The sequence below is a fragment of the Roseicyclus sp. genome (assembly GCF_052168335.1).
In the GTDB taxonomy this organism is placed as follows: domain Bacteria; phylum Pseudomonadota; class Alphaproteobacteria; order Rhodobacterales; family Rhodobacteraceae; genus Roseibacterium.
In genome coordinates, this window is sequence record NZ_JBQLZP010000057.1 from 1 (window position 1) to 6,403 (window position 6,403).

General features: G+C 69.2%; 6 protein-coding genes. 5 read left to right on the forward strand and 1 reads right to left on the reverse strand.

Going from position 1 to position 6,403, the window contains the following annotated elements:
- From ACTS11_RS01935 to pdeM, 3 genes are all read left to right on the forward strand, one after another.
- Positions 1-871: ATPase (locus ACTS11_RS01935; protein ID WP_442638668.1), on the forward strand; the 871-nt coding region annotated here is incomplete at its 5' end.
- 109 nt (positions 872-980) lie between these two features.
- Positions 981-3,395, forward strand: coding sequence for a ligase-associated DNA damage response DEXH box helicase (locus tag ACTS11_RS01940; RefSeq protein ID WP_442638669.1), 2,415 nt, complete (start codon positions 981-983; stop codon positions 3,393-3,395).
- 41 nt (positions 3,396-3,436) lie between these two features.
- Positions 3,437-4,123, forward strand: a complete 687-nt coding sequence (pdeM, locus tag ACTS11_RS01945; protein WP_442638670.1) for a ligase-associated DNA damage response endonuclease PdeM — start codon at positions 3,437-3,439, stop codon at positions 4,121-4,123.
- On the opposite strand, the gene ACTS11_RS01950 is transcribed toward pdeM, so the two are convergent.
- Entirely contained in the window at positions 4,101-4,949 is an 849-nt protein-coding gene (locus ACTS11_RS01950; protein WP_442638671.1) for a LytTR family DNA-binding domain-containing protein, read from the reverse strand. The genes pdeM and ACTS11_RS01950 overlap by 23 nt on opposite strands.
- 182 nt (positions 4,950-5,131) lie before the next feature.
- Between ACTS11_RS01950 and ACTS11_RS01955 the strand changes: the two genes are divergently transcribed.
- Together ACTS11_RS01955 and ACTS11_RS01960 are read left to right on the forward strand one after the other, a co-directional pair.
- Positions 5,132-5,494 carry a PaaI family thioesterase gene (locus tag ACTS11_RS01955; RefSeq protein ID WP_442638672.1) on the forward strand — a complete coding sequence of 121 codons (363 nt, stop codon included), beginning with the start codon at positions 5,132-5,134 and terminating at the stop codon, positions 5,492-5,494.
- A gap of 111 nt (positions 5,495-5,605) precedes the next feature.
- Positions 5,606-6,403 (forward strand): molybdopterin-dependent oxidoreductase (locus ACTS11_RS01960; RefSeq protein WP_442638673.1); only part of this gene is annotated, 798 nt, incomplete at its 3' end.

The following is a 6,403-nucleotide window of genomic DNA, read 5'->3' on the forward strand; positions in this document are numbered from 1 at the left end:
CATCGACCAGCTCGGCCCCGCGGTCACGTCGGGCCGCTCGGTCCTGATCTACGGCCCGCCCGGCAACGGCAAGTCCTCCATCGCCGAGGGCATCCGCGCCGCGATGGGCGATCACATCTACATCCCGCACGCGCTGAGCTATGCGGGCCAGGTCATCACGATGTTCGACCCGATCGTGCACACCAAGGTCGAGGGCGGCGAGGCCGGCGTGAACAGCCCGCTGCGCAAGTCCTCGGCGCGGCACGACACGCGATACCTGCTCTGCACGCGGCCGACCGTGATGACGGGGGGCGAGCTGATGCTGAAGATGCTCGACCTCAACTACAACGCCGTGAGCCGGACCTACCAGGCCTCGCTGCAGCTCAAGTCCACCGGCGGCGTCTTCATCGTGGACGACCTCGGACGCCAGGAGGAGCCGCCGCAGGCCCTCATCAACCGCTGGATCGTGCCGATGGAGGCGGGCTACGACATCCTCGCGCTCCAGTCGGGCGAGAAGTTCGAGGTGCCCTTCGACACGCTCGTGGTCTTCTCGACCAACTTCCACCCCAACGAGATCTTCGACCAGGCGGCCCTTCGCCGGATCTTCTTCAAGGTGAAGATCGACGGCCCGAACCAGAGCGAGTTCCTCAAGATCTTCGCCATGGTCGCGCGCAAGAAGGGCGTGCCGCTGAACGAGGAGGCGCTGATCCACCTCCTCAAGAAGAAGTACCCGGCGGTCGAGAACCTCTACGCGAACTACCACGCGCCGTTCCTGATCGACCAGGTCAAGGCGATCTGCGACTTCGAGGGCATCCCCTACCAGCTCAGGCCCGACCTCCTCGACCGGGCGTGGGAGAACCTCTACGTCAAGGAGGAGAAGATCGTGCACTGAGGGTTTTCCCCCGCAAGCGAAAGCGCCCGCCCCGCACCCCGCGCGGCGGGCGTTTCGTTTTGCCGGGCGCGCATGGCCCTCGGGCCTCGTCGCGCCTATCTTGCGCGGCATGACCGCCCTTCCCCCCGAGATCACCGGATGGTTCGACGCCCGTGGCTGGGCGATCCACCCCCACCAGCGCGCCATGCTGGAGGCGGCCGATCGGCCCTGCCAGCTCCTCATCGCGCCCACCGGCGGCGGCAAGACGATGGCGGGCTTCCTGCCGACGCTGGCCGAGCTTGCGGACGGAAGACACGCGGGGCTCCACACTCTCTACATCTCGCCCCTGAAGGCGCTGGCGGCCGACATCCGCCGGAACCTCACCGGGCCGATCGCCGAGATGGGCCTGCCGATCCGGGTCGAGGACCGGACCGGCGACACGCCGTCGTCGCGCAAGAAGCGGCAGCGCGCGGACCCGCCGCACATCCTGCTGACGACGCCCGAGAGCCTTGCGCTCCTGACCTCGTACGAGGATGCGGGGCGGACCTTCGCGGGGCTCCGGCGGGTGATCGTCGACGAGATCCACGCGCTGGCCGAAAGCAAGCGCGGCGACCAGCTCATGCTGGCGCTCTCGCGGCTCTCGGCGCTCGCGCCGGGCCTCCGCCGCGTGGGCCTGTCGGCGACGGTGGAGGACCCGCAGGCCATCGCCCGCCTCCTCGCCCGCCACCCCGACCCCTGCGAGATCCTCCTGGCCGATCCAGGCCCCGACCCCGACATCGCGATGCTGACGACACCCGAGCCGCCGCCCTGGTCCGGGGGCGGGGGGCGCTATGCCATTCCCCGCGTGCTCGAGGAGGTCAGGCGCCACCGCACCACGCTCATCTTCCACAACACCCGGGCGCAGGCGGAGATCTTCTTCCACCACCTCTGGCTCGCCAACGAGGAGGGGCTGCCCATCGGCATCCACCACGGCGCGCTCGCGAGGGAACAGCGCGAGCGGGTGGAGCGCGCGATGACCGAGGGGCAACTGCGCGCCATCGTCTGCACGGGGACGCTCGACCTCGGGATCGACTGGGGCGACGTGGACCTCGTGATCCAGGTCGGCGCGCCCAAGAACGTGAAGCGCCTCGTGCAGCGGATCGGGCGGGCGAACCACCGTTACAACGCGCCCTCTAAGGCGCTGATCGTGCCCGCCAACCGCTTCGAGGTGATCGAGTGCGTGGCGGCACTCGCCGCCGTGCGCGAGCACACGCTCGACGGCGACCCGAGGGGCGACGGGCCGCTCGACGTGCTGTGCCAGCACATCCTGATCCGCGCCGCCGCCGGGCCGTTCGCGGCGGATGACCTCTACGCCGAGGTCATCACCACCGGGGCGTACGCCACCCTCCCGCGCGAGAGCTTCGACCGCTGCCTCGACTTCGTGGCGACCGGGGGCTACGCGCTCAGGGCCTACGACCAGTGGCAGCGGCTGATGCGGCGCCCCGACGGGCAGTGGCAGCTCCGCGACCCGCGCGCGGCCCTGCGCATCCGCATGAACATCGGCACCATCGTGGACGCCGACAAGATGGCGGTCAGGCTGCACAAGTCGCGGGGCGGCAAGCCGCTGGGAGAGGTCGAGGAATACTTCGCCTCGATGCTCCGCAAGGGCGACACCTTCCTCATCGGCGGCGAGATCGTGCGTTACGAGGGGATGCGCGAGATGGTGGTCGAGGTCACGCGGACACCCTGGCAGAAGCCCAAGATCGCGACCTTCATGGGCACGAAGTTCGCCACCTCCACGCAGCTCTCGGACCGCATCCTGCGCATGTTCCGGCAGGAGGACTGGCCCGAACTGCCCGGCCACACGCGCGAATGGCTGCATCTCCAGCGCAAGGTCAGCCGCCTGCCCGAGCGCGACCGCCTGCTGGTCGAGAGCTTCCCCCATGACGGGCGGGAGCATCTGGTCGCCTACGGCTTCGCGGGCAAGAACGCGCAGCAGACGCTCGGCCTCCTCCTCACGCAGCGGATGGAGGCGCAGGGGCTGAACCCGATGGGCTTCGTGGCGACGGACTACGCGACGCTGATCTGGGGGCTCGACGCGGTGGAGGATGCCGTGCCGCTCTTCTCGCGCGAGAACCTGATCGAGACCATGGAAACCTGGCTCGCCGGGAACGCGGTGATGAAGCGCACCTTCAAGGGCTCGGCCATCGTCGCGGGGCTGATCGACCGGGCCATGCCCGGCGGCAAGCGCAAGACCGGGCGGCAGACGGCGTTCTCGACCGACATCCTCTACGACACGCTGCGCAAGTACGACCCCGGGCACGTCATGCTCGAGATCACGCGGGAGGAGGCGATGCGCGGCCTCGTCGACTTCGGCCGGATCGAGGAGATGCTGGCCCGGATCGGCGACCGGATCGACCATGTCCGCCTCAGCCGCGTGACGCCGCTCGCCGCCCCCATCTTCCTCGAACCCGGGCGCATCCCCGTCGAGGGGCTGGCCAACCAGCGGCTGATGGAGGAGGAGGCGCGGCGGCTGATGCAGACGGCGGGCCTCGAGACGGCCTGAGCCTGTTGCAAGCGCGCGGTCGCCGTGGCAGTGAACGGAACATGAACGCCTACGCGCCCCAGGTCCATGTCTTCGGCTTCCGCGGCGAGACGCTGCACGCGCTGCCCTCCGGCGCGCTGCACTGGCCCTCGGAAAGCCTGCTCGTCGTCTCCGACCTCCACCTCGGCAAGTCGGAGCGCACGGCGCGGCGGGGCGGGCCGATGCTGCCGCCCTACGAGGGGATCGACACGCTGACCCGCCTCGCCTCCGACATCGGGGCGACGGGTGCGCGCACCGTCGTCTGCCTCGGCGACAGTTTCGACGACCTCGGCGCGGCGGAGGCGATCGACGCGGCGACCGGGGCGCATCTCGCGCCGCTCATGGCCGGGCGTCGCTGGATCTGGATCGAGGGGAACCACGATCCGGGACCGCTCGGCCTCGGGGGAACGCATCTCGCGACGCTGAAGGCTGGCCCCCTCACCTTCCGGCACATCGCCGAGCGTGAGGCCCGGGGCGAGGTCTCGGGCCACTACCATCCGAAGGCGCGGCTCGCGGCGCGGGGGCGCGGCATCACGCGGCCCTGCTTCCTCGTGGACGCTGCGCGGATCGTCATGCCCGCCTATGGCACCTATACCGGGGGCCTGCACTGCGACGGACCGGAATTGTCCGCGCTGATGGAGCGGGGCGCGCGCGCCATCCTCCTCGGCACGCCGCCCGTCGAGGTGCCTATGCCGCGTCGTCCGGCATGAGCCCCGCGGCGCGCAGGTCGGGCAGGTAGGCGCGGCTGACGGGAACCTCCGTGCCGCAATCGAGGATCGCAACGTGGCGCCGCCCCTCGGGACGCACCTCGACCACGGCCGGGATCGCAACCCAGTGCGAGCGGTGGACCTGGAGCCCGGGCAGGTGCGACAGCTCCTTCAGCGCGTCGCGGAAGCGCATGAGCACACGCGCGCTGCCCCCGTCGCCATGAACCCAAAGATAATGGTCGTCCGCCGTGATCCAGCGCAGGTTGCGACCGATCTCCTCCTCGACGTGCTGGAGGAAGGCGGGCAGGCCGTGGACGGCTTCGTCCGACGGGCTTTCCGTCTCGACGGGCATGACCGCGACCTGCCTCATCGAGCGCACCACGACCGGCGCGGCGGGCGAGCGGCCTTCGGACGCGACCAGGAGCCGCGCATAGAGCCGGACGAGCACGAGGATGAGCGACACGGTGAACACCACGACGATGTGGTGCAGCATCTTGGACAGGCTCAGGACCTCGTGGCCGAGAACGGTCACGTTGAAGACGCAGATCGCGGGACCGAGCGTGAGCGCGATCGCCACCGACCCGGCGAGGTCGGACGAAAGCGTGTCGTCCAGGAAACTGAGCGTGAGCTTCCGTATGCCGAGCGCCAGCAGAAGCGACACGCCGATCAGGCCTGACCAGTAGAACAGCCTCTCCTCGAAATTCATCGCCTCGAAGGTTCCGAACGGGCCGACAAGCGCCGCGAGGATGCTCGCGAGCGTCCATGCCGCGACCCTCAACGCGCGGCGCCAGGTGCGCCCGGAGCGCCGGGATTCCTCGATGATTGTCATGTGTCGGAGGGTCGTCTATCCATAACGCTTTTTCATAATGGGCTATTTGGCCAAATCAAGCATCTTGAACGGTACTTGACACAACGTAGCAGACCGAATCGACTATTCCGATGGCCAAATATGAACCATTATTACCTGTGCGTGACGCAGCCATACGCGAAAGTTTCGCACGGCAGGGCCTGATGGCGGCTTTCGGCGCAAGAATCGACAGCCTCGCGCGCGGTCGTGCGGTCCTGTCCATGCCGATCACGGCGGCGGTCGGACAGCAGCACGGCTTCGCCCATGCCGGCGCGAGTTTCGCGCTCGGCGACAGCGCGGCGGGCTATGCCGCGCTCGGTCTCATGGAGGACGGCGCCGAGGTCCTGACGGTCGAGATGAAGATCAACCTCGTCGCTCCCGCCGCCGGCATGCGCCTCGTGGCGGAGGGCGAGGTCGTCCGGGCGGGGCGGCGCCTGACCGTCGTTCGCGCGACGGTCCTCGCCGTGGACGCCGAAGGCCGCCGCCGCGACGTCGCGCTCCTGCAAGGTACGATGATCCCCGCCTGAAGGCGGCGAACGCAATCCCGACGATAGCGAAATCCTATCGCATGCAAACTTGCGCATACGTCAACCTGTCGTAATGTCAACAAACGGCAATCAACATCGTGGGAGGAGACGATGAAGGACATCCAGGACGGCGCTTCCGTCGGGACGGAGGCGGCAGAGGCGGCGGACCGCGAGGACCGCCGGCGGTTTCTCAGGGGCGCGGGTCTCGCCACCGTTGGCGCCATCGCGGGCCTGACGATCCCCTTCGAGCGCAACATGCCTGCCGGGCTCGTCCCGGCGGCCTTCGCGCAGGACGACCCGCTCGCCGGCAAGGACGGTCTCGTGCTGCTCGGCGACCGGCCGGTGAACGCCGAGACGCCGCCGCACCTGCTCGACGATGCGATCACGCCCACGAACCGGCACTTCATCCGGAACAACGGCCAGCTTCCCTTCGAGATGGACGCGGAGAGCTGGACGCTCGAGATCGACGGCTTCGTCGACAACCCGATGACGCTGACGATCGCCGACCTGCGCGAGAGGTTCGAGGTCGTCACCCGCGCGTTGCACATCGAGTGCGGCGGCAACGGGCGCTACGCCTTCGACCCGCCGGCGCGCGGCAACCAGTGGACCTATGGCGCGGTGGGCTGCTCGGAGTGGACCGGCGTTCGGCTGAAGGACGTGCTCGAGGCCGCCGGCGTGCAGTCGGCCGCGGTCTACACCGGGCACTACGGCGCGGACGTGCACCTCTCGGGCGACCCGGAGCTCGACACCCTCTCGCGCGGCATCCCGATCGAGAAGGCGCTCGACGACGACGTGCTCATCGCCTTCGAGATGAACGGCGAGGCGCTGCACCCGATGAACGGCGCGCCGCTGCGCCTCGTGGTGCCGGGCTGGCCGGGCTCCTGCTCGCAGAAATGGCTGACGCGGATC

Excerpts from the sequence above, each read along its gene's own strand:
- pdeM (WP_442638670.1), top strand. The coding sequence starts at position 3,437 with ATGAACGCCTACGCGCCCCAGGTCCATGTCTTCGGCTTCCGCGGCGAG.
- ACTS11_RS01950 (WP_442638671.1), bottom strand. The coding sequence starts at position 4,949 with ATGACAATCATCGAGGAATCCCGGCGCTCCGGGCGCACCTGGCGCCGC.
- ACTS11_RS01955 (WP_442638672.1), top strand. The coding sequence starts at position 5,132 with ATGGCGGCTTTCGGCGCAAGAATCGACAGCCTCGCGCGCGGTCGTGCG.
- ACTS11_RS01940 (WP_442638669.1), top strand. The coding sequence starts at position 981 with ATGACCGCCCTTCCCCCCGAGATCACCGGATGGTTCGACGCCCGTGGC.